Raw genomic sequence first — 20,971 nt, 5'->3', positions numbered from 1 at the left:
GCGCCTTTCGAGCGCGCGCGCGGATCGCCGCGATTCGTCGTCAAGCGGGGCCGGTAGGGACGACTCCCGGTCTATCGACGACAACCCGATGGTTGAGTCCGTCGAACTGCCTGACGGCAATAGCAATAATCCCCAGTACGCGCTCTCCTGCAGCGTCTCTGTTGTGCACATCTCTTATCTGTGATGTGCATGTCTGGCATGTAAATCGATCAAATTGTCCGCTGGCGCTTGATAAATGTCTACGGATGAGCGATCTGGTGCCTTGGGGGCACAGGGAAAAGAAAAGTACGCATGTCTGAAAACACCGAACTTCAAACGACCGACTTCGTCGATCTCGCAGCCGACATCGTTGCGGCTTACGTGTCGAACAACCCCGTCCGGACCACCGATCTCCCGGACCTGATCCGCAGCGTGCACGCTGCCCTCAACGGCCTGGTCAGCGGCGTCGCGCAGACCGCGGAGGAAATCGCGCCCGAGAAGCCGACGGCCGCGCAGATCCGCAAGTCGGTCATGCCGGACGGCATCATCAGCTTCCTCGACGGCAAGAGCTACAAGACGCTGAAGCGGCACCTGAGCAGCCACGGCCTCGATCCGCACAGCTACCGCCAGCGCTACGGCCTTCCGGCCGACTATCCCATGGTCGCCCCGTCCTACGCGGCGATGCGCTCGGAACTGGCGAAATCCATCGGCCTCGGCCAGGTCGCCAACCGCAACGAGGACGAGGACGCGCAGCCGAAGACCAAGGGCCGCAAGCAGGCCGCCTGATCGACCGCTCCATGCCTTGTCGAAGCTCCGTGTCCGTCGATGGCGCGGGGCTTCGTCGGTTCAGCCGACCCGCCCCGCCAGCCCCGCTGCGAGGCTGCCGACCGTCGTCCTAGAGCCAGCGTTCGTCGAGGTCCGCCGCATTGCGATCGGCGATCGGTTGCGACGCGTCGCCATGGGCGAAGATCACGAGATCGTCCGGCCCCACGTCGCGCGTGGCGTAGAAATCCCAGCGCCGGTGGATCACCCGCGGCCCGCCGAAGATGCGGTAGGCGTTCCAGTATCGGTCGTCACGGAAGCCGACGTAGTGGACGCTCCCGGGCGGTCCTGCGGCTTCGCCATCGCCGGCTGCGGGCAGCGAGGTCGGGGCGCGATCGGCCGGCACGGCGGACCCTATCGTCCGCCCAGGGAAGCGGGCTGGCCGGGCAGCGCCACTCGGGTGCCGGTGTCGATCAGGCTGTCGCCCGCGACCCGATAGACGCCCAGCGTCCGGTCGACGTAGTTCCCGACATAGACGTAGGCCCCGGACGGACTGAACGCGATCCCCTGGGTCACGGCACCCGCCTCGGCCGTCGACGCCAGCCGGACGCCGTCCGGGGCGATCGTCAGCAGGGCGACGGCGCCGGTCGGCGTATAGGCCGGGCTGCTGCGCGGTGCGCTCGCACCGCGGACCACGGAGACGGCCGCGTGCCGGCCGTCGGGTGCGATCGCCAGGGCCTCGGGCGTGTCGCCGATGCCGAGATGATCGATGACGCGGGGGCGGGGGCCATCGGCGCGGATGACGCTCACCGTATCGGCGTGACCGTCGCTCGGCTCCGATCCGGTATTGCCGGTGAGCGCCAGGGACCCGTCCGGCGTCACGTCGAGCCCATAGACCCCCGGTCCCACCGGCATGTCCCGATCGCGCTCGTAGCGCACCTGCGCCCCCTCGACGGTGAGGATTCCGATGCGCCCGGCCTTGTTCTTCGCCACGAAGGCCCGTCGTCCGTCGGGCGCGAAGGCGACCGCCGCGGCCTCGTCGCCGACGTCGATCGTCGCCACGGGACGCACCTCCGTGCCCCGGATCGTCAGGACCGTGACGCTGCGTCCCTCGCGGTTCGCGACGAGGGCGAGGTCGCCGGCCTTCGCGATGGCGAGGCCGGAGGGTTGAAGGCCGACCGTGACGGTCTCCACGAGGCGCGCCGGGCTGGCGGCCAGATCGATGACGTGCAGCCGGTTGTCGGCCCGCGCGTACCAGGCCGCTCCCTCCTGTCGCATCAGGACGGAGCTCGCCACGAGGCCGAGCCTGCCATCGGGCGTGATCCGAAGATTCGACGGCGGTCCGTAGACGGAATTGTCGAGGGGCAGCGTCTGGACGAGCCGGGGCCGGGCCTCGTCGCTGACGTCGACGAGGCCGACCGCATCCTGGCCGTTCGGCCCGTTGCGACCGCCATCCGGTTCGAAGAAGGTCTTGCCGTCGAGGCCCACCAGCAGAAGGACCGGTGCATCGGCCCGGGCCGGCCCCGAGACCAAGAGGACGAAGGCGGCGAAAACCGCCGTTCGGTAGCGGTGCAGGGGCGGGGCGATCATGCCGTGCAGATAGGGCGACGGTCCCGCAAATCCCGCTCCGGACGTCGCGACCAGGAATTCCGGTCTTCCTGGACCCGGCGGAACTCTATCGGAACAGGCGGAGACCCGCGCCGAGAAGTCCCAGTCCGGCGATCAGCAGGGTGCCGCCGGCCCATTCGAGGGCCGCACGCCGGCGTGTCGCGTTCTGGGCGGCTGCCGCCAGGGAGACGCCGGCCACGAGGCAGCTGACGCTGATTGTCACCATCACGAACCGCCTCCCTTTCGATTTGGAGCCATCGCGGTCCTCATCCTACGATTGCCGGATTCTCCCAGTGCCTGGGTGCGGCTCTTGTCCTTCGAAGGAAGGACTGACCGCATACCCCATTTGGGGGATCGAACCGACTTCCGCACGCGATTAAATACGTACAGCCAGCGCTCGAGAGGCCGCTAATTCAATCAGACGGGTAGGTCAGAGACCGCATCGGCGAAAGAAACGGCTACTTTGAAGGGACGGTTTCATCACAAGATTTTGCAGATCTGCTGTCCAATATGAGGGAACAATAAACCCGGATAGCCTGAGAGCGAAGATCGTGCCGCGTTGTTCGGTGCAATTGGAGCTTGCGTCCGGATCTGAAAGCAAGATGCGATAGCAAAAGCGCTGATCTATGCTTTATCTTGCCTGGATACAGGCCTCTACGGTCCGGGCCTTCGGGTCGAGTGGCAATCGGAACCGGTTCTGGATCGATCTTAGGAACTATGGTGCGACGGCTGGCCGATCGCTCCGACCGCATCCGGTTTCGGAAGGCGCCGATGCAGGCCATGGTCCGAAGTCCCGCGAGGCCGGAGGGCCGTCGCGCGCGCGACCTGGATCGCGGTCGCGCAGCCTCGGATCGCAAGCATGTTTCGCGAGCGCGTCGGCCGATCGCGGTGAGGATGACGACCCGATCGCGGGGAACGGCGCCTCAGCGGGTGCCGGGGACCGGGCGCGTGGCGGAGCTGGTGAAGCGGGAGGCGGCGAGGTCGTCGCCGGGGCTGCGGGCGGAGAAGCGGGTCGCGACACCGGCCAGCGGCATGACGATGGCCGCCGGCGCGCCGTCCAGCTTTGCCTTGGCGGGAGCGAGCTTCACCGGAGCCGCGCGGCTCGCCGGTTCCGCGTCCGCGGCCGCGGCAGCGAAGAGGGCGCGCAATTGGACCCGCGGTTCGGCATTGGCGGGAACCAGCGGCGCCCGTGCCGCCACGGGCGTCGACGCGAGATTGGCCATGCCGGCATTGCCGAGGCCTGCGACCTGCACGGCGGGCCGCTGCGGGGGCAGGGGCATCGTGAGGGCTGCGGTGACGGCGGCGAATTCCGACGGACGCCGGGGCGGAAGCGGCAGGGCGATGGCGGCGACGGGCTCCGAAGCCGGCGTCGCGGCCGCATCCGGCGCCTCGCCGGTCAGCAGGCTCTGGGCGTTGCGGCCGTCCCGGCGGAGAAGATTGCCCTTCAGCGCCTCGTCGGTGGCCGGCGCCGCGTAGGCGAGGGCGGCGCGGGCGCCGACCGCATCCTCCGGATCGGCGCTGGCGACGAGGACCGGCGCCGGCTTGGCCCGCGTCCGCTCGGGCGCCTTGGCCGCCGCCTGGACCGGCGGTGCGCTTTCCTGGGCGCGCCCGCCCCCGAACAGGCTCGCGAAGAACCCCTTGATGCTCGGGCCGTCATCCTCGTCCATCTGTGCCACTTCCGTGACGCCGAGGACGGTGCCGCCGCGCGAGAGGATTTCGGCGCGGGCCAGTTCGTAGCCGGGGAGGGGGCGGTTGTCGGAGGGCAGGTGAACGGTCTTGCCGTCCGGGAAGAGGCGGGCCAGCTGGTCGTGCGTCATGCGCGGCCAGGACCGGACGGAGCCGACGTCGAGATGGACGAAGGGCGTGCCGGAGCGCGGATACCAGCCGACGCCGCCGCGCTGCATCCGCATGCCAACGGCGCGGATCTGGTCGATCGAGACGTCGGGAAGGTGGAAGTCCATCGCCTTGCCGAGCATGTGCTGGCTGTACTCGGCGACCATCCGCGAGCGCCGCCGCAGCATCGCGTTGGTGCCGGGGGAGCGATAGGCGGAGACGACGTTGATCGGCTCCTGGGAGCCCACCGACCGATAGGCCTCCCACACCGTGTCGAACAGCCGGGGATCCATCTTGGTCGGCTCGTCGGCGCGCCAGTCGCGCAGGAGCCAGTTCAGCTGTTCGAGGGCGGCCCGGTCATAGCGTCCGTCGCGCTTGAAGGTGACGGTCAGGCTTTCCTTGGTGTGGGTGTGATAGATCGAGATGGTCCGGGTGTCGCCGTTGGCGACGGCATCCTGTGTGCCGCGGGTTCCACCGACCAGGGCGAGGCCGAAGCTGCCGACGATGAAGGCGAGGCGCCCGGTGCGCTTCGCGACCGAGAGGCGCAGGGGGACGGAGAGGCGCTGGACCGAACGGCCGCGTCGCAGAAGCTTACCCACCGTGGTCTCACCCTCTACCCAGTCGCGCGCGGGGCGCGAATCGTGGTGAACGCAAGGTTGCCGAAAACCGTAAACGTCCGGTTTACCGTATCCTCGGCGCGTCGCCGCCCATGGTTCAACGGCTAAGTCTCAACCGTGGCGAAATCGTGCCCCGCTGTGCGCGGACGCACAGGGCGGATTTTCTTCCTCGCGGTGAGACTCCGCGCCGGTGCCGGGACCCGGCGCGCCGAGGCGCCGGTCGCCTACCACCAGCCGTTCAAGGGGCGGCCGGGACGCGGCGTCCACAGGTCGGGCTCGCCGAAATCGGCGGGCGGACGGGCCGCCGTGGTGCGGGTCGCCGCATCGCCCTCGGAATTCACATCCCGGACGCGCGGACGCCGCATCTCGGCCATCGGCTTCGGCGCGCCCGTCAGGATCGAGCCCGTCCGCGCGGTCACCGCAGGCTTCTTCTGGGCGGCGCGCCGGGCCTCCGGCGTCCTGCCGTCGGTCCCGCGCGCGACGAGGAGGCTGCTCGGGCTGAGGCCCAGGGCGATCTTCATGCGCGAATCGTAGCCGTAGAGGTCGGGCAGGGTGCGGACCGTTCCGGCCTCGTCGACCGAGGTCGTGAAGTAGGCGAGGTGGACCGGCAGCTTCTCGGACAGGCGGATCTGGCGCTCGCCCTTGCCGATGAGCTTCTTCAGGCGCTCGCTCGACCACGCCTCCGGCAGGACGGCGTCGGCGAACCGGAACGGGTCCTCGACCCGCACGCAGCCGTGGCTGAGGGCGCGCTGCGCAGACGAGAACAGGGTCCGGTTGGGCGTGTCGTGCAGGTAGACCGCGTGGTTGTTCGGGAACATGAACTTGATGAACCCGAGGGCGTTGCGCTCGCCCGGCGGCTGGCGCACGGAGACGTTCCCGTTGCGGTAGACCACCTCGTAGCCGCGCCGCGCCGCGTAGTTCGGGTCGCGGGCGAGCCCGGGTAGGAATTCGTTCTTGAGGATCGAGGGCGGCACGTTCCAGGACGGATTGACGACCGCGTATTCCATCAGTCCCGAAAAGATCGGGGTCGGCGATTCCGTCTTGCCGACGATCACCCGCGCCTCGTCGCGCTGGCGCCCGTCCCGGATCACCCGCACGCGGAACTCCGGAATGTTGACCATGACGTAGTCGCGGCCGAGGTCGGAGGGCAGCCAGCGCCAGCGCTCCATGTTGACGATGAGCGCGGCCTCGGCGTCGTCGGCGCGCGCCGCGGCCTCGGGCCGGGCGAGGGCGGCCACGGTCTGCGGCGTCAGGGCACCGTTGGCGGGCAGGCCTCGCGCGCGCTGGAAGGCGGTCACCGCCGCGACCACGCCGGCATCGTAGGTTTCCGGATTGCCCGGCGCGGCGTCGAGGGTGCCGGCCGTCCGCGTCTCGAGGCCGAAGCGGCTGCGCAGCGCCGGAACGCGCGGGTCCGTCATGCCGAGCTTGAGCACCGGTCCCGCCGGCAGCTGCACGCTGGGCGCGGCCGGGGTCTGGCCGCGTCCGCGCAGCGTCGCGAGGCGCGCCTTCAGGGCGAGGTAACCCGGCTGGGCCGGGTTGTAGCCCTGGAGCAGCGATCCGGCCGACGGGCCGCCGGAGGCGATGCGGGCGAGGACGGCCTCCGGCGCCGGCAGGTCGAGGACGGGGGTGATCAGGCGCGACAGGCTGGCCAGATGAATGCGCCCGCCGCGCGCATCGCGGGCATAGAGCACCACGGCGGCGGAGAGCTTGAGGTCCGCCTCCGCGATCTGGGCCTCGGTCGCGCCCTGCGTTCCGAGGACTGGGACCGGATAGGCCGAGGCCGTCAGCCCGTCTTCGCCGGCGGCGGCCAGGCGCGCCGCGGCGGATTTCGCCGCCGGGGTCAGGCTCCCGTCGACGATCCAGACCGGCTTGAAGGCGCCGAGCGCGTAGAAGGCCTGGATCGCCTCGCGGTCCTTGGTCGAGAGCCTGGCGAGAAGGGGGGCGGAATCGGCGAGCCGGGTGGCGATGGCCGCGGCCTGCGGGTCGCTCGGCGGGGGAGGCGGTGCCGCCGCTTCGCTCGCGGGCGGCGTTCCCGGAGTGGAGGAATTCGCGTCCGGCGTCGGGGCCGGGCTCGCCGTGTTCGCGGCCGCATCGGCGGGTTCGGGCCTGGCCGGCGCGACCGCCCCGGGATCGACCGAGGCGTTCCGCGTGACGGGGGCCGGCGTGTCCGAGGCCTGCGCTCGCGGAGGCTGGCCCTGGGACGTCTGGGGCTCGGGGACCTGGGCGTGAGCCCCGTAGCCGACGCAGCCCGCCAGCAGGGCGGACAGCGCGACGGAGGCGGAGCGCGAAACGCCCATGATGGCAACTCCTCGGAACCGACCGTGCCGGCCGGTGGGATTAGAATACTCGGACCGGGCGGGCGCGTGCGCAATCGCACGCTCACCGCAGGACGATGGTCAGGCGGCGGCCTCGTCGACCTTGTCCTCGTCCGCGAGGCCGAGGTCCTTGAGCTTGCGATAGAGGGTGGATCGGCCGATTCCGAGGCGGCGCGACACCTCCGACATCCGGCCGCGATAGAATTGCAGCGCGAAGCGGATGATCTCCGCCTCAAGCCCCTCCATGGTCTTCATCTCGCCGGTCTCCTCGGCGACGAGGCTCATGGCGTGCGGATCGCGCACCTCCACCCGGACGATCTCGCGCACGGGCTCCGGCGCCCCGCCCTGGACCATGGGCTGGACAGGCGCGGCGGGGATGCGGATGTCGAAGCCTTCGACCTGCGCGGCGATCTGGGGAAATTCGGAGACGGTGAGCTCGTCGCCATCCGCCAGCACGACCGCGCGGAAGAGCGCGTTCTCCAGCTGGCGGACGTTGCCCGGCCAGCCGTAGCGGGTGAGCAGCGCCATCGCCTCGGGCGTGATGGCCCGGACCTTCTTGCCCTCCTCGGCGGCGAAGCGCGCGCAGAACGAGCGCACCAGGTCCGGGATGTCCTCGCGGCGGGCGCGCAGGGGCGGCAGGGTCATCGGGAAGACGTTGAGGCGGTAGTAGAGGTCCTCGCGGAACCGGCCCTGCTTGACGAGGTCGAGGAGCGAGCGGTTCGTCGCCGAGATCAGGCGGATGTCGACGCGCACGCTGCGCTTGCCGCCCACCGGGTCGACCTCCCCCTCCTGCAGGGCGCGCAGGAGCTTCACCTGCGCGTCGAGGGGCAGTTCGCCGATCTCGTCGAGGAAGAGCGTCCCGCCCGAGGCCTCGACGAACTTGCCGACGTGGCGCTCAGTCGCGCCGGTGAAGGCGCCCTTCTCGTGGCCGAACAGGGTGGATTCGACGAGGTTGTCGGGGATCGCGCCGCAATTGACCGTGACGAAGGCCTTGCCGCGCCGGTCGCCGGAGCCCTGGATCGCCCGGGCCAGCACTTCCTTGCCGACGCCGGACTCGCCCTCGATCAGCACGGGGATGTTCGACTTGGCCGACCGCTCCGCGAGGCGGATGACCCGCTCCATGTCGGCGCTGCGCGAGGTCAGGTCCTTGAAGGTGAGGGCGCCGGAGGCGCGCCGGCGCATGCGCCGGACCTCCTCCTCGAGCTGGTCGACCTTGAGGGCGTTCTTGATCGAGACCTGCAGGCGCTCGGCCCCGGCCGGCTTGACCACGAAATCGGTGGCGCCGGCCCGCATCGCGGTGACCACGGCGTCGATCGAGCCGTTGGAGGTCTGCACGATCACCGGCACGTCGAGGCCGGTCTTGCGCATCTCGGCCATCACCCCGAGGCCGTCGAGGCCGCCGGGCATGACGAGGTCGAGGAGCACCACGTCGATCGCGTCGCCGGACCGGAGCGTCGCGAGCCCCTGCTCGCCGCTCTCGGCGACCTTCGCCTCGAAGCCCAGACGTCGGACCATCGCTTCGGCGAGGCGGCGCTGCACGGGATCGTCGTCGACGATCAGGACCGTTGTCGACATGGGGCGGCCTCGCTGTTCGCAAGCGGTGAGGTGGCCGGCGACGGGGCGTCGTCCGGGCACCATCTGCGCCGGCGTGTTTCGTTTCGAACCGTAGGGTGGCCCAAGAGCGTAAAGCCGCGCTTAACGACGATCCGACTTTTCCGGGCGCGGCGGCCGCCGGCGCTCGGGACCGGGCCGGCCGCCCCCTGACAAACCGTCTCGCCCCTCAGGATTCTGCCGGTTCCGGATTGATCGAAGGGCCCCCGCACTCGATATCACCGCGCACGGCACTCACCGCTCCCAGAGGAAACCAGAACATCATGCCGAGCCGAGCCGTCGCCCGTGCCACTCGCGCCCATGCCACTCGTTCCGGCATCGTCGCGCATGCGGAAGGGGCCAGCGCCGCCAGGGCCGCCGCGCACGCGGCCGATCTCGGCGTCCTGCCGGAATGGGACCTGACGGACCTCTATGCGGGGATCGATTCGCCGGACTTCGCCGCCGACCTCGCGCGCGCCGAGGCGGAATGCGCCGCGTTCTCCGAGCGCTACGCCGGCCGGCTCCTGGCGATGGCCGAGGGCGCCGAGGCCTCGGCCGAACTCGCCGCGGCGGTCGCGGCCTACGAAGGGATCGAAGACCTGCTCGGCCGCCTGATGTCCTTCGCGGGCCTGATCTATTCCGGCGACACCACCGACGAGCGGCGCGAGAAGTTCTACGGCGACACGCAGGAGCGCCTGACCGCCGCCTCCAGCCACCTGCTGTTCTTCGCCCTCGAGCTGAACCGCATCCCCGATGCGGCGATGGACCGGGCGATGGCCGGTGGCCCGCTCGCCCATTACGCGCCCTGGATCGAGGATCTGCGGCGCGAGAAGCCGTTCCAGCTCGACGACCGCACCGAGAAGCTGTTCCTCGAGAAGTCCGTCACCGGGCGCTCCGCCTGGAACCGCCTGTTCGACGGCACCATCGCCTCGCTGCGCTTCTCGGTGCAGGGCGAGCAGCTCACCCTGGAGCCGACCCTCAACAAGCTTCAGGATCCGGAGGGCGCCATCCGCAAGGAGGCGGCGGGCGCCCTGAGCGAGGTCTTCCGCGCCAACCTGCGCACCTTCACGCTGATCACCAACACGCTGGCCAAGGACAAGGAGATCTCCGACCGCTGGCGCGGCTTCAAGGACGTGGCGGATGCGCGCCACCTCTCGAACCGGGTCGAGCCCGAGGTGGTCGCCGCCCTGGTCGAGGCCGTCCAGACGGCCTATCCGCGCCTGTCGCACCGCTACTATCGCCTGAAGGCGAAGTGGTTCGGGCGCGATGCGCTGCCCTACTGGGACCGCAATGCGCCCCTGCCGAAGGTCGATCAGCGCACCATTCCCTGGAGCGAGGCCCGCGACACGGTCCTCGATGCGTACCAGGCCTTCTCGCCGCGCATGGCGGACATCGCCCGGACGTTCTTCGACCGCAACTGGATCGACGCGCCGACCCGGCCCGGCAAGGCGCCCGGCGCCTTCGCGCATCCGACCGTGCCCTCCGCCCATCCCTACGTGCTGGTCAACTACCAGGGTAAGCCGCGGGACGTGATGACGCTCGCGCACGAACTCGGCCACGGGGTGCATCAGGTCCTCGCCGGCCCGAACGGCGCCCTGATGGCGCCGACGCCCCTGACCCTGGCCGAGACCGCCAGCGTCTTCGGCGAGATGCTGACCTTCCGCCGCCTCCTGGCCGCGACCGCCAGCCCGAGCCAGCGTCGCGCCATGCTGGCGGCGAAGGTCGAGGACATGATCAACACGGTGGTGCGCCAGATCGCGTTCTACGCCTTCGAGCGGAAGGTCCACCTCGCCCGGGCGCAGGGCGAGCTCACCGCCGAGCAGATCAACGGTCTCTGGATGTCGGTGCAGGCGGAGAGCCTGGGTCCGGCGATCACCCTCGACGCGGGCTACGAGCCGTTCTGGGCCTACATCCCGCACTTCATCCATTCACCGTTCTACGTCTACGCCTATGCCTTCGGCGACTGCCTCGTGAACTCGCTCTACGGCGTCTATGCCAAGGCGGAGGACGGTTTCGTGGACCGCTACTTCGCCCTGCTCTCGGCGGGCGGCGCCAAGCCCTACGGCGAACTGCTGGCCCCCTTCGGCCTCGACGCCCGCGACCCGGGCTTCTGGCAGATCGGCCTGTCGATGATCGAGGGCATGATCGTCGAGTTGGAGGCGATGGAAGCGTAAGACCCTCGGCGCGCGCCGCCTTCCGTCATACGTTCCGTACAACGAAGGGCGGCGCCCCATGAAACTCGAAGTCAGGAAGATCGGCAATTCCACGGGCCTGATCCTGCCGGGGGAGCTGCTTGGAAAACTCAATCTGGCTCAAGGCGACTGGCTTTCGGTGACCGAGAACGCCGATGGTTCGGTGCGGCTGTCTCCGCTCGATCCGACGTTCGAGAAGGGAATGGAAATCGCCGAGCGTGCGATGAAGACTTATCGCAACGCGCTCACAGAACTCGCGAAGTGAGCGAATCGGGGGGCGAGATCGTCTGGCTGACGAGCGAGCTCGTCCAGGCGATCCATGCCCGTCAGTTCAGACTGTTCGGCGGGCCGAGCGGACTCCGCGACGAGGGTGCTCTGGAATCCGCCCTCGGTCGGCCGGTGAACCGCGCCGCCTATGATGCGGTCGATCTGGCCAGCTGGGTGCCGCCTATGCCTTCGGGATCGCGAAAAACCCTCCCTTCATCGACGGCGACAAGCGCGCGGCCTTCCTGTCCCTGATCACGTTCCTCGGGCTGAACGGCATCGACTTCCTGGTGGACGAGGCCGAGGCCGTGGTGATGATCCGAGGCCTCGCCGCCGGCGAGATCGAGGAAGCGGGCCTCGCCCGCTGGATCCGCGACAACTGGCCGACGCCCTGAGGGCCGAGCCGCGACCCATGAGCCCGCCGCCCTGGCAGGCCGGGCCGTCGCGCTTATCTCGGGGTAAGCCTCTCCCGCCGAGTTGAATGATCCCGATGGCCGACACCGATCGCGAAGCCAACCGTTTTTCCGCTCGCGCGAGCCGCTACGCCCGCGTCGGCGCCAATGTCGGTGGGGTGGCGGCGCGGATGGCCGGCGCCAAGTTGTTCGGCGGCAAGGAGGCGCCCACCAACGCCGCGGCCCTGGCGCAGGCCCTCGGCGGCCTCAAGGGGCCGATCATGAAGGTGGCGCAGCTGCTGGCCACGGTGCCGGACCTGCTGCCGCCGGAATACGCCACCGAGCTGCAGAAGCTGCAGGCCGACGCGCCCCCGATGGGCGCGGCCTTCGTGAAGCGCCGCATGATGGCCGAACTCGGGGCCGACTGGCAGGCCCGCTTCCAGAGCTTCGACCTCAAGCCGGCCGCGGCCGCCTCCCTCGGGCAGGTCCACCGCGCCACCGCCCTCGACGGCACCCGGCTCGCCTGCAAGCTCCAGTACCCGGACATGCAATCGGCCGTGGAGGCCGACCTCAAGCAGCTCGAGGTCGCCTTCGCCCTCCACCGCCGGATGTCGTCCTGGCTCGACACCCGCGAGATCGCCAAGGAGATCGGCGCCCGCGTGCGGGAGGAACTCGATTACGAGCGCGAGGCCAAGCACGCGGTCCTCTACGGGAACGTCCTGCGCGACGTCGATGCGGTGCGGGTTCCGGCCATCCACAAGGATCTCTCGACGAAACGCCTGCTGACCCTCGGCTGGCTCGACGGCCAGCGGATCCTCGATTTCGCCGAGGCGCCCGTCGAGATCCGCAACCGGCTGGCCCAGTCGATGTTCAAGGCCTGGTGGCATCCCTTCAGCCGCGCGGCGGTCATCCACGGCGATCCGCATCTCGGCAACTACACGGTCTTCTCGGAGGACGGCGAAGCCCAGGGCATCAACCTGCTCGATTACGGCTGCGTGCGGATCTTCCATCCGCGCTTCGTCGGCGGCGTCGTCGACCTGTACCGGGGCCTTCTGACCAACGACAACGCCCGGATCGTCCACGCCTACGAGACCTGGGGCTTCAAGAACCTCAACAAGGAGCTCGTCGAGATCCTGAACATCTGGGCGCGCTTCATCTACGGGCCGATCCTGGAGGACCGGACCCGGACGGTGGCCGACGGCGTCAAGCCGGGCGAGTACGGGCGGCGCCAGGCCTTCGAAGTGCATCAGGCCCTCAAGGCGCGCGGTCCCGTCACGATCCCGCAGGAATTCGTGTTCATGGACCGCGCCGCCGTCGGCCTCGGCGCGGTCTTCCTCCACCTCCGTTCGGAACTGAACTACCACCGGTTGTTCGAGGCGGAGATCGACCGGTTCTCCCTCGCGGAGCTCGAAGCCCGCCAGGGCGAGGCCCTGACCACGGCGGGACTTTCGTTGCCGGCTTGAAAGCGTGGCAATAAAAAGCCGTTCGCGCCGATTACAGGGCGCGCATGTCGATTGCGAGCGACCTTGGCTTGCGCTAAATCCCCTTGGAACAAATCAAGACGACGCCCAAGGGGACGCCCACAAGATGGCCGATACCAAGACCGTGTCCGGCGCGCATTACAGCCCGGCGATGGATGAGAAGACCCACGAGCAGACGTATCGCGGTTTCGTTCGGTTCGTGGAGATCGGCACCGGCGTCGTGCTGTGCTGGGTGCTGGCCCTGGCGGTCGGTGGACTCCGTGAGGCCTGGCTGACGGCCATCTTCGGCGTGATCCTGTCGGGCATCGCCGGTGCGGTGGGCGCCCTGGCGCCTGCGATCGGCTGGAAAGCCCCCCTGGCCGTCGGCATCCTGCTGGCCCTGTACCTCGCCTTCGCCTGATCCCGGTCCGAACGATTCTTGACTGATTTTGCGGGTCGCCTTCGGGCCGTCCTTTAAGGAGCATTCCTGCATGCGCATCGCTGTATTATCGGAAACCGATCCCGCGGAGCCGCGGGTCGCGGCGGTGCCAGAGACGGTCAAGAAATTCATCGCTCTCGGGGCCGAGGTCACCGTACAGGCGGGGGCCGGCCTCAAGGCCGGCGTTCCGGATTCCGAGTACGAGGCCGCCGGTGCCTCCATCGCCGGTGCCGCCGGCGAGGCGGCCGGATCGGCCGACCTCGTCCTGAAGGTGCGGCGCCCGTCTTCCGAGGAGATCGGTCTCCTGAAGCGCGGCGCCACCGTCGTCGCGATCATGGACCCCTACGGTCACGAGGCCGAACTCGGCGCGATGGCCGAGGCCGGCCTCGACGCCTTCGCCATGGAGCTGATGCCGCGCATCACCCGCGCCCAGGTGATGGACGTACTCTCCTCGCAGGCGAACCTGGCCGGCTATCGCGCCGTGATCGATGGCGCCGCCGAGTACGGCCGGGCCATGCCGATGATGATGACCGCGGCCGGTACGGTTCCGGCGGCCCGCGTCTTCGTCATGGGCGTGGGCGTCGCCGGCCTCCAGGCGATCGCGACGGCGCGCCGGATGGGCGCGGTCGTCACCGCCACCGACGTGCGTCCCGCCACCAAGGAGCAGGTCGAGTCCCTCGGCGCGAAGTTCGTCGCGGTCGAGGACGAGGAGTTCAAGCAGGCCGAGACGTCCGGCGGCTACGCCAAGGAGATGTCGGCCGAGTACAAGAAGAAGCAGGCCGACCTCGTCACGACCCACATCGCCAAGCAGGACATCGTCATCACCACGGCGCTGATTCCCGGACGGCCGGCCCCGCAGCTGGTTTCCGAGGCCATGGTCGCATCGATGAAGCCGGGTTCGGTCCTCGTCGATCTCGCGGTCGAGCGCGGCGGCAACGTCGAGGGCGCCAAGGCCGGCGAGATCGTCACGACCGACAAGGGCGTGAAGATCGTCGGCCACCTCAACGTGCCCGGACGCCTCGCGGCCACCGCTTCCAGCCTCTACGCCCGCAACCTCTACGCCTTCGTCGAGACGCTGATCGACAAGGAGGCCAAGACCCTGGCGGTCAAGTGGGACGATGAGCTCGTCAAGGCGACCAACCTGACCCGCGACGGCCAGGTTTCGCATCCCTCGTTCCAGCCCAAATCCTGATCCCGCCGGAGGATACGATGGCCACGCTTCCCCCCGATCAGGCCGCCGAGCAGGCGCGCGCCGCCGCCGCCGCGGCCCGAACCGCTGCCGACATCGCGCAGCAGCACGCGCTCCAGGCGCAGAAATACGCCGACGGCCTCGGCCACGGCCTCAGCGCCGTGACCCACGGCGCCGTCGACCCCACGGTCTTCCAGCTCGCGATCTTCGTGCTGGCGATCTTCGTCGGCTACTACGTGGTCTGGTCGGTGACCCCGGCCCTCCACACCCCTCTGATGTCCGTCACCAACGCGATCTCGTCGGTGATCATCGTCGGCGCGCTCCTGGCCGCCGGCGTTCCCTATGTCGAGCACGGCACCGGCTGGGCCCGCTTCTTCGGTTTCGTCGGCATCATCCTCGCCAGCGTGAACATCTTCGGCGGGTTCCTCGTCACCCAGCGCATGCTCGGCATGTACAAGAAGAAGGCCTGAGACATGTCCCAGAACGTCTCATCCCTTCTCTACATCGTCTCCGGCGTCCTGTTCATCATGGCGCTGCGGGGGCTCTCGCACCCGACCACGTCGCGGCAGGGCAACCTGTACGGCATGATCGGCATGGGCCTCGCCATGCTCACCACCCTGGTCGGCCATCCGCCGGCCGGGCTCGGCGCCTGGGTCATCGTGATCCTCGGCCTCGCGATCGGCGGCGGCGCCGGCGCGGTGATCGCCAAGCGCGTGCCGATGACGGCGATGCCGCAGCTCGTCGCAGCCTTCCACTCCCTCGTCGGCCTCGCGGCCGTGATGGGTGCGGCCGCGACCCTCTACGCCCCGCAGGCGGTGGGCATCCTCGAGAACGGCCACATCCACAAGGAGTCGCTGTTCGAGATGGCCCTCGGCGTGGCCATCGGCGCCATCACCTTCACGGGCTCGGTCATCGCGTTCCTGAAGCTCGACGGACGCATGTCCGGCAAGCCGATCATGCTGCCCCAGCGGCACGCCATCAACATCGCCCTCGGCATCGCGCTGGTGGTGCTGATCGCGATCTTCATCGGCAGCGAGAGCAAGGCGATCTTCTGGCTGATCGTCGTCCTGTCCTTCGTGCTCGGCGGGCTGCTCATCATCCCGATCGGCGGCGCCGACATGCCCGTCGTCGTCTCGATGCTGAACTCCTACTCGGGCTGGGCAGCGGCCGGCATCGGCTTCACCCTGGGCAACCTCGCGCTCATCATCACGGGCGCGCTGGTCGGCTCCTCGGGTGCGATCCTGTCCTACATCATGTGCAAGGCGATGAACCGGTCGTTCATCTCCGTGATCCTCGGCGGCTTCGGCGGTGACGCCGCCGCGGCCGGCGCGGGCGGCGCCGTCGAGACCCGTCCGGTCAAGCAGGGCTCGGCGGACGACGCGGCCTACATCATGAAGAACGCCGAGCGCGTCATCATCGTGCCCGGCTACGGCATGGCGGTGGCCCAGGCCCAGCACAGCCTTCGCGAGATGGTCGACATGCTCAAGAAGGAGGGTGTGGACGTGAAGTACGCGATTCACCCCGTCGCCGGTCGTATGCCCGGCCACATGAACGTGCTGCTCGCCGAGGCCAACGTGCCCTATGACGAGGTTCACGAGCTGGAGGACATCAACGGCGACTTCCCGCAGGCCGACGTGGCCTTCGTCATCGGCGCCAACGACGTCACCAACCCGGCCGCCAAGACCGACAAGACGTCGCCCATCTACGGCATGCCGATCCTCGACGTGGAGAAGGCCAAGACCGTGCTCTTCATCAAGCGCGGCATGGGCTCCGGCTATGCGGGCGTCGAGAACGAAGTGTTCTTCCGCGACAACACCATGATGCTGTTCGGCGACGCGAAGAAGGTGGTCGACAGCATCGTCAAGAACCTCTGAGACCGATGCGGGCGATGGCCCGCAGCGGAACCGACGGGGGGCCGGCGCATGTTCGCCGGCCCCTTTGTCGTTTCGGATGCAGCCCTGCGCCGCGCATGGCGCTATGATCCGCCCCGTGTCAGCCGCCCTCGCCCTCGACGCGCCCCGCGCGTTCCTCGACGTCAACCGCTCGGTCCTCGGCCGGCCCTGGCGGGACCGCTGCGCGGATCCGGCCCTCCAGGCCTATGCGGCGACCATGGTTCAGGCGCATGCCCTGCCCGAACTGCTGGCCCGCGTGCTGGCCGGGCGCGGCATCCGCCCGGCGGAGTCGGACGCGCATCTGCGCCCACGCCTGCGCGACCTGATGCCCGACCCGGATTGCCTCGTCGACATGACGTCCGCCACGGAGCGGCTCGCCCGTGCGGTCGTGGCCGGCGAGCGGGTCGCGGTGTTCGGCGACTACGACGTCGACGGCGCGGCCAGCGCCGCCCTCCTGGCCGGCTACCTGCGCAGCCTCGGCCTGACCGTCCAGATCCATATCCCCGACCGGATCACCGAGGGCTACGGCCCCAACGTCGCCGCCGTCTCGGCTCTGCGGGAGGCCGGCGCGACCCTGCTGGTCACCGTCGATTGCGGGACGAGCGGGCACGCGCCCCTCGAGGCCGCGGCGGCGCTCGGCCTCGACGTCGTCGTCCTAGACCATCACGGCGCGCCCGAGCACTTGCCGCCGGCCCACGCCCTGGTGAATCCGAACCGCCTCGACGACCTCTCCGGCCTCGGGCATCTCTGCGCCGCCGGCGTCGTCTTCCTCACCCTGGTCGCCCTGAACCGACGCCTGCGCCGGGAGGCCGCCTTCGCCGACCGGCTGCCCGATCTCGCCGAATCGCTGGACCTCGTCGCCCTGGCCACGGTGGCGGACGTGGTACCGCTCACGGGCCTCAACCGCGCCTTCGTGGTCCAGGGCCTGAAGGTAATGCGCGCGCGCGGCCGCGTCGGCCTCGCCGCGCTCCTCGACGCCGCGTCCCTGAGCGAGGCGCCGGAGGCGTGGCATCTCGGATACCTCGTCGGCCCGCGCATCAATGCCGGCGGCCGTATCGGGGATGCGGGCCTCGGCGCGACGCTGCTCACCACCGCCGACCCCGCCGAGGCCGCACGGATCGCGGCGGAACTCGACCGGCTCAACCGCGAGCGGCAGGTCATCGAGGCGGAAGCGGTCGCTGCCGCCGAGGCCGAGATGGACCATGCCCTCAGTCTCGATCCGGAGCATCCGGTGCTGGTGACCGCATCCGCCGACTGGCATCCCGGGGTGGTCGGGCTCATCGCCGCGCGCCTGAAGGAGCGCTTCGGTCGCCCGGCCTTCGCCTTCGCCCTCCGGCCGGACGGCACCGCGACCGGCTCGGGACGCTCCATCGTGGGCGCCGACCTGGGACAGGCGGTCCGTGGCGCAGTGGAGGCGGGCCTAGCCCTCAAAGGGGGCGGCCACGCCATGGCGGCCGGCGTCACGCTGCCGGGTCCGGATGTCGCGCGCTTTCGCGATCACCTCGCGGCGGCGCTGTCCGCGCCCGTCAGCGCGGCGCGGGCGGTGGAAGCGCTCCTGGTGGACGGCGCGATGAGTGCGGGCGGCGTCACCGCCGAACTGGTCCGCACGATCCACCGGGCCGGGCCGTTCGGATCGGCGGCCCCCGAGCCGACCTTCGTCCTGGCCCGGCATCGCATCGTCGATGCCGCGATCGTGGGCAACGGGCACGTGCGGGCCCGTCTGCGAAGCCGCGACGGGCAGGCCATCGGCGCCATCGCGTTCCGGGCCGCGCAGGGGCCACTCGGACAGGCCATCCTCTCCGGCATCGGCCGCGAAGTGCACGTCGCCGGCACGCTCTCGGTGGACACCTGGCGCGGCGCCGAGAGGGCACAAATGCGGATCTGCGATCTCGCGTATTTCGATTGAGCCACGCGGTTGACTCGGCGTCGGGCGGTCATCATAAGGACGGCGCGCCGTCGAGAGGCGGCCGGTTTGGGGGAATGTCCCGAGCGGCAAAGGGGGCGGACTGTAAATCCGCTGCGTAAGCTTCGTAGGTTCGAGTCCTACTTCCCCCACCAAACCTGTACCGAGATGCCGAACCCGTTCGGGCCGTCTCGAGCTTCGGTGACCTGATACGAAGGTCGGCGATGCGGGTGTAGCTCAATGGTAGAGCAGCAGCCTTCCAAGCTGAATACCCGGGTTCGATTCCCGGTACCCGCTCCACTCCCTTTCGGCACCGTCGTCAGCGGCTCGGCGGCGTCACGGATCTGCTGGCTGGTGTCGCCGCGACTCCCCGCGATACCAATCCGGACTTGGCGCCGGACGACGCTTCGCCCGCGAGCCGTCTGCGGCACGGAGCCCGCGGCCGACGCGTTCCGTATCGGGTGGACCGACGCGACGTCGAAGCCTGTCATTCTGAGCTTTGCGATCGCGTGAGCCCATCCAATGCGGATCCCGAACCTTCACGATCCTCGCAAGATATGAAAAGGCCCCGCCGCAACGGTTGCGACAGGGCCTAAGGTCTTTGGCAGATGGAAGCGCTCAGTAACCGCGACCGTAATAGCCTGGACCGCCCCGGTCATAGGCACCGGCGGCCGCGGCGCCTGCCGCCACACCGGCGATGCCTAGGCCGACGGCGGCGCCCGTCGAAAGCCCGCGGCGGTCGCGGCGATCGCCGCGTCGCTCGTAGCCACGGTCCCGGTCATAGCCTCGATCGTAATCGCGGCTGTAGCCGCCATCCCGAGATCCGCCATAGCCGTATCCCTGTGCCTGAGCACCGGTTGCGCCAATAGCCCCAAGTGAGAGCGTAACGGCGGAAATGAGAGCGAGCTTACGCATCGATGTCTCCTTCGCTGTTGCGTTGGGAGGCCAACAACCGTAAATGGGATCGGTTCCGATTTTTTCAGAGCGGACTGGCACCGGCGGACACTCGAACCTCGGCCGGTTTCGCCGCCGCCGCTTCTACGGGACCTTCCGCCCGGCGCGTCGCCGGATGCGGGGAACCGGATCCTTGTCGACCTGCCAACCCCCAGCCTCGAGACGCGCGGTGACGCGGCGGTCTCCGTTGCGTTCTCACGCCCCGGATCCTTCATCCGGCGGGTCCGATCAACCTGAAGGCCCCCATAGTCCTGGCGCCGATGACGAGGGCAGAGCTGGGCGATCTCCGATCCCTTGCAGGATAGCGCCGAACCTCTGTCCCGTGCCGTTTGACCCGCGATCCGGCGCGGCGTCGGATCGAACCGCTCCGCACCCGTCCTCCGACGTCGCTCCCTGTCCGGCGCCTTCGCCCAAGCCCGATTCTCTCGATCGGCCCGGCCGAAGGGCAACCGCGACATCGATCGTGCCCACCCGACGAGAACCTGCTTCCCAATCTGTCGAAAGCAGACACGGCAACTCTTCGCGCATTGGTCCCGATGATGATCTGTTTTACGGCCAGTCTATTTTCGAAGACCTAGATCTAGGCGTGTTAACCTTCAGAATTCGATTTTTTCGATGAGACACAAGAATGTGAACCTGATATTCGATCGATACTCTACAACTTTCGGTGACAATGTAGAAATATCAAACCGTTTTGATACTGGCCGTTACGGCATCTGGAAGTTTTATGCCGAATGGTGCTGCCGCATTGTGCTCTTCTACTCGCATGGTTCACGAGACATTTGTTTTGCTTTCTGCTAAATGATAATCGCACGCCGAAGTTTGCCGCGAAATGGGACAGGTCAGCCCCGGTTCGTGTCGGAGCCAGCGGGTGGATGGGAACCGATGTCTGCTTATCCTGAGGGCACCGTCACGATGGACACGACCTCCGCCCGCACGAGCGTCGCCGTCGCCTCGGAGACCGTCGGCCTGGCCCGGCCGCGCCCGAACCTGGCGGCCCTGCGACCCGCCCTCGATCCCGTCCTGGCCGCCCTCGCCCTGGTCCTCCTGGCCCCCCTGCTGGTCCTCGTCGCCCTGCTGGTGCGCCTCGACAGCCGCGGCCCCGTCCTGTTCCGCCAGACCCGAACCGGCAAGGACGGGCGCGCCTTCCAGATCTACAAGTTCCGCACCATGCGCGTGCTGGACGACGGGGCGGTCGTGCACCAGGCCACCCGCGGCGATGCCCGCGTGACCCGCGTCGGCGCCCTCCTGCGCCGGACCAGCATCGACGAGCTGCCCCAACTCCTCAACGTCCTCCAGGGCGACATGGCCCTGGTCGGTCCCCGCCCCCATGCCCTGGCCCACGACCTCTATTACGGCGCCGAGATCCCGACCTACCGCCAGCGCTTCGCCGTCAAGCCCGGCATCACCGGCTGGGCCCAGATCAACGGCTCGCGCGGGCCCACCCCCACCCTGGCCGACATGCAGCGCCGCGCCGCCCTCGACCTCTGGTACATCGAGAACCAGAGCCTGCGCCTCGACATCCAGATCCTCGTACGCACCGTCCTCGCCGAAATCACCCGCCGTACCAACGCGTTCTGAG

17 protein-coding genes, 2 tRNA genes and 1 pseudogene are annotated in these 20,971 nt (G+C 69.1%); 13 read left to right on the top strand and 7 right to left on the bottom strand.

From position 1 onward, the window contains the following. Positions 1-291: 291 nt before the first annotated feature. Complete coding sequence (locus tag ACLBWX_RS06910) at positions 292-765, top strand: MucR family transcriptional regulator (protein WP_447676335.1); 474 nt, start codon at positions 292-294, stop codon at positions 763-765. Positions 766-874: 109 nt separating this feature from the next. Here ACLBWX_RS06910 and ACLBWX_RS06905 read toward each other — a convergent pair whose 3' ends face one another. The 6 genes from ACLBWX_RS06905 to ACLBWX_RS06880 all read right to left on the bottom strand — a co-directional run bounded on the left by ACLBWX_RS06905 (position 875) and on the right by ACLBWX_RS06880 (position 8,689). Next, complete coding sequence (locus ACLBWX_RS06905; protein ID WP_447676334.1) at positions 875-1,147, bottom strand: hypothetical protein; 273 nt, start codon at positions 1,145-1,147, stop codon at positions 875-877. An 8-nt stretch (positions 1,148-1,155) separates the two neighbouring features. Beyond that, the gene (locus tag ACLBWX_RS06900; RefSeq protein WP_447676333.1) at positions 1,156-2,331 is read right to left on the bottom strand and encodes a YncE family protein; all 1,176 of its coding nucleotides are present in this window, start codon (positions 2,329-2,331) and stop codon (positions 1,156-1,158) included. A gap of 85 nt (positions 2,332-2,416) precedes the next feature. Further along, positions 2,417-2,575: a hypothetical protein gene (locus tag ACLBWX_RS06895; protein WP_447676332.1), complete on the bottom strand. Its 159-nt coding sequence runs from the start codon at positions 2,573-2,575 to the stop codon at positions 2,417-2,419. A 697-nt stretch (positions 2,576-3,272) separates the two neighbouring features. Next, the gene (locus ACLBWX_RS06890) at positions 3,273-4,781 is read right to left on the bottom strand and encodes a DUF882 domain-containing protein (protein ID WP_447676331.1); all 1,509 of its coding nucleotides are present in this window, start codon (positions 4,779-4,781) and stop codon (positions 3,273-3,275) included. A gap of 242 nt (positions 4,782-5,023) precedes the next feature. Then, positions 5,024-7,096, bottom strand: coding sequence for a L,D-transpeptidase family protein (locus tag ACLBWX_RS06885; RefSeq protein WP_447676330.1), 2,073 nt, complete (start codon positions 7,094-7,096; stop codon positions 5,024-5,026). A 99-nt stretch (positions 7,097-7,195) separates the two neighbouring features. Next, a complete protein-coding gene (locus ACLBWX_RS06880; protein WP_447676329.1) occupies positions 7,196-8,689 on the bottom strand; it encodes a sigma-54-dependent transcriptional regulator in 1,494 nt (497 codons plus the stop codon). Between the two features lie 299 nt (positions 8,690-8,988). Between ACLBWX_RS06880 and ACLBWX_RS06875 the strand changes: the two genes are divergently transcribed. The 11 genes and pseudogenes from ACLBWX_RS06875 to ACLBWX_RS06825 all read left to right on the top strand — a co-directional run bounded on the left by ACLBWX_RS06875 (position 8,989) and on the right by ACLBWX_RS06825 (position 18,735). Continuing rightward, the gene (locus ACLBWX_RS06875) at positions 8,989-10,878 is read left to right on the top strand and encodes a M3 family oligoendopeptidase (RefSeq protein WP_447676328.1); all 1,890 of its coding nucleotides are present in this window, start codon (positions 8,989-8,991) and stop codon (positions 10,876-10,878) included. Between the two features lie 58 nt (positions 10,879-10,936). Beyond that, positions 10,937-11,161, top strand: a complete 225-nt coding sequence (locus ACLBWX_RS06870; protein WP_447676327.1) for an AbrB/MazE/SpoVT family DNA-binding domain-containing protein — start codon at positions 10,937-10,939, stop codon at positions 11,159-11,161. Next, positions 11,158-11,555, top strand: a pseudogene (locus ACLBWX_RS06865) (type II toxin-antitoxin system death-on-curing family toxin). Before ACLBWX_RS06870 ends, ACLBWX_RS06865 begins: the two are co-directional and overlap by 4 nt. A 95-nt stretch (positions 11,556-11,650) precedes the next feature. Further along, positions 11,651-13,015, top strand: coding sequence for an ABC1 kinase family protein (locus ACLBWX_RS06860; protein ID WP_447676326.1), 1,365 nt, complete (start codon positions 11,651-11,653; stop codon positions 13,013-13,015). A 124-nt stretch (positions 13,016-13,139) separates the two neighbouring features. Beyond that, a complete protein-coding gene (locus tag ACLBWX_RS06855) occupies positions 13,140-13,433 on the top strand; it encodes an aa3-type cytochrome c oxidase subunit IV (protein ID WP_447676325.1) in 294 nt (97 codons plus the stop codon). A 70-nt stretch (positions 13,434-13,503) separates the two neighbouring features. Continuing rightward, positions 13,504-14,643: a Re/Si-specific NAD(P)(+) transhydrogenase subunit alpha gene (locus ACLBWX_RS06850; protein WP_447676324.1), complete on the top strand. Its 1,140-nt coding sequence runs from the start codon at positions 13,504-13,506 to the stop codon at positions 14,641-14,643. Between the two features lie 17 nt (positions 14,644-14,660). Further along, a complete protein-coding gene (locus tag ACLBWX_RS06845; protein WP_108035050.1) occupies positions 14,661-15,110 on the top strand; it encodes a proton-translocating transhydrogenase family protein in 450 nt (149 codons plus the stop codon). 3 nt (positions 15,111-15,113) lie between these two features. Further along, positions 15,114-16,514, top strand: a complete 1,401-nt coding sequence (locus ACLBWX_RS06840; protein ID WP_447676323.1) for an NAD(P)(+) transhydrogenase (Re/Si-specific) subunit beta — start codon at positions 15,114-15,116, stop codon at positions 16,512-16,514. A gap of 103 nt (positions 16,515-16,617) precedes the next feature. Continuing rightward, positions 16,618-18,438, top strand: coding sequence for a single-stranded-DNA-specific exonuclease RecJ (gene recJ / locus ACLBWX_RS06835; RefSeq protein ID WP_447676322.1), 1,821 nt, complete (start codon positions 16,618-16,620; stop codon positions 18,436-18,438). 68 nt (positions 18,439-18,506) lie between these two features. Further along, positions 18,507-18,590: transfer RNA gene (locus ACLBWX_RS06830), tRNA-Tyr, on the top strand. A 71-nt stretch (positions 18,591-18,661) separates the two neighbouring features. After that, positions 18,662-18,735, top strand: a tRNA-Gly gene (locus ACLBWX_RS06825). 318 nt (positions 18,736-19,053) lie between these two features. On the opposite strand, the gene ACLBWX_RS06820 is transcribed toward ACLBWX_RS06825, so the two are convergent. Continuing rightward, positions 19,054-19,350, bottom strand: coding sequence for a hypothetical protein (locus ACLBWX_RS06820; RefSeq protein ID WP_447676321.1), 297 nt, complete (start codon positions 19,348-19,350; stop codon positions 19,054-19,056). Between the two features lie 924 nt (positions 19,351-20,274). Here ACLBWX_RS06820 and ACLBWX_RS06815 point away from each other — a divergent pair. After that, positions 20,275-20,970, top strand: coding sequence for an exopolysaccharide biosynthesis polyprenyl glycosylphosphotransferase (locus ACLBWX_RS06815; protein WP_447676320.1), 696 nt, complete (start codon positions 20,275-20,277; stop codon positions 20,968-20,970). The last annotated feature ends 1 nt before the right edge of the window (position 20,971 follow it).

Source organism: Methylobacterium sp. M6A4_1b, from assembly GCF_053345175.1.
The sequence above is the reverse complement of the archived record's forward strand: the minus strand, read 5'-3'. Positions and strand labels throughout refer to the sequence as shown.